This window comes from Mycobacterium sp. NPDC006124 (assembly GCF_040614235.1).
Taxonomy (GTDB): Bacteria; Actinomycetota; Actinomycetes; order Mycobacteriales; family Mycobacteriaceae; genus Mycobacterium.
Genome location: NZ_JBEXUA010000045.1, coordinates 1 through 1,335, shown reverse-complemented (window position 1 = coordinate 1,335; position 1,335 = coordinate 1). Strand labels below are relative to the sequence as shown.

Below are 1,335 nucleotides of genomic sequence, written 5' to 3'. Positions count from 1 at the left end.
TCTTGGGGATAGGGCCTGGGCACTTGGACATCCTCTCAGCCCACCCGTCCCGGGCAAGCCAACTCAGATGTCACCTATTCGTGCAGCAGACCCCACTGCACACGACCTGGGTTGCCCGGCGCAAGGCGAGCTACTCGGTCGACTCACCTTGAATGACGCTCTACTCGCGGAAGGAGATCAGCGGTTCAAGGTTTGGCCCGCTCGAACTTCTCGACACCACCACACTGATGCCAATCGTCCTCACACTGCTCCGTTCTGATGACGTCACTGCCGAGCGAAGGTCGAAGGCATTTCGCATCCTCGAGAGCTTCTTGGTGCGCGGACTAGTTTGTGGCGGGACTACCAAGAGTTACAACCGCCTCTTCGCGGCGGTGGTCGGCGACGTGAAACACGACCTCGTCCGCGCAGACGAAGTTCTGGCAGCACGGCTGGCAGCCGAGACCGCACCGGCTAATCGGTGCCCTCGCGACCATGGGGTCAGTACAGCGATCCTGACTCGCGACATTTACGGACAGCGTCGTCAGGATCGGCTTGTGATGGTCCTACAACGAATCGAAGATCGCCTCCATAAGACAGACCCCAAGAGAGAGCTAGGGCATGTCATCACTAGCAAACTGTCCTTGGAGCACATCATTCCGCAGACGGGGGAGCCACACTGGCCCCTTGACGCGCCGCCCAGGACGACCCGCTCGCGTGGCGCGCCAGCCACCTCCACAAACTGGGCAACCTGACATTGACCACCGGGCCGCTCAACTCAAGCCTCTCGAACGCTGGGACTTAGCTTCTGTCAGGAGGCCCGCTTATCAACCCCGGTCGAAAAGCGTGGTTGTCCGTGGCAACATGACGACATCACGCCCCCATCGACGGGAAACGTTGGCTTCGCGCTCAGCAGCGCAATAATTTTTGAGCATCGAGCTGATCCGGGTTAGGCGCGAGGCAAGCTAAGGGGCCGTCAAATCGATTGCGAGAGTCTGTAAGTAATCATCTTGTGCGACAGCATCATTGGGCTCTCACACAAGCGCAATTGGAGGTAGTGGTGATCGGCGAAAATATGAGCCACTCGAGAGGCAACTCGGCACCGACGCGATCGGTGGTTCCGACTCACCCACTTGCTTGCCGCCGCGGGGCGGCACGAAGGTGAATGATGAAATCATGCCTACAGCGCAGACCCCAGCCAAATAGCTTTGGCTTACCCCGTGCGCTCATGGCGCCGTCGCCACAGCTGTCGGCCAATTGCATACCTGAACCACCCCGTGTTTGATGCACACCTTCTTTCGAGGGAAGGTTGTTCGCATCATGCCGAAGAAGTACGACGAGGAGTTCAAGGCCCGAGCG

At 59.2% G+C, this 1,335-nt stretch carries 1 pseudogene; it reads left to right on the top strand.

The window, feature by feature from the left end:
• Positions 1-691 precede the first annotated feature (691 nt).
• Positions 692-781 (top strand): annotated as a pseudogene (locus tag ABZ195_RS28640) (DUF1524 domain-containing protein); the annotation flags it as partial.
• Positions 782-1,335 lie beyond the last annotated feature (554 nt).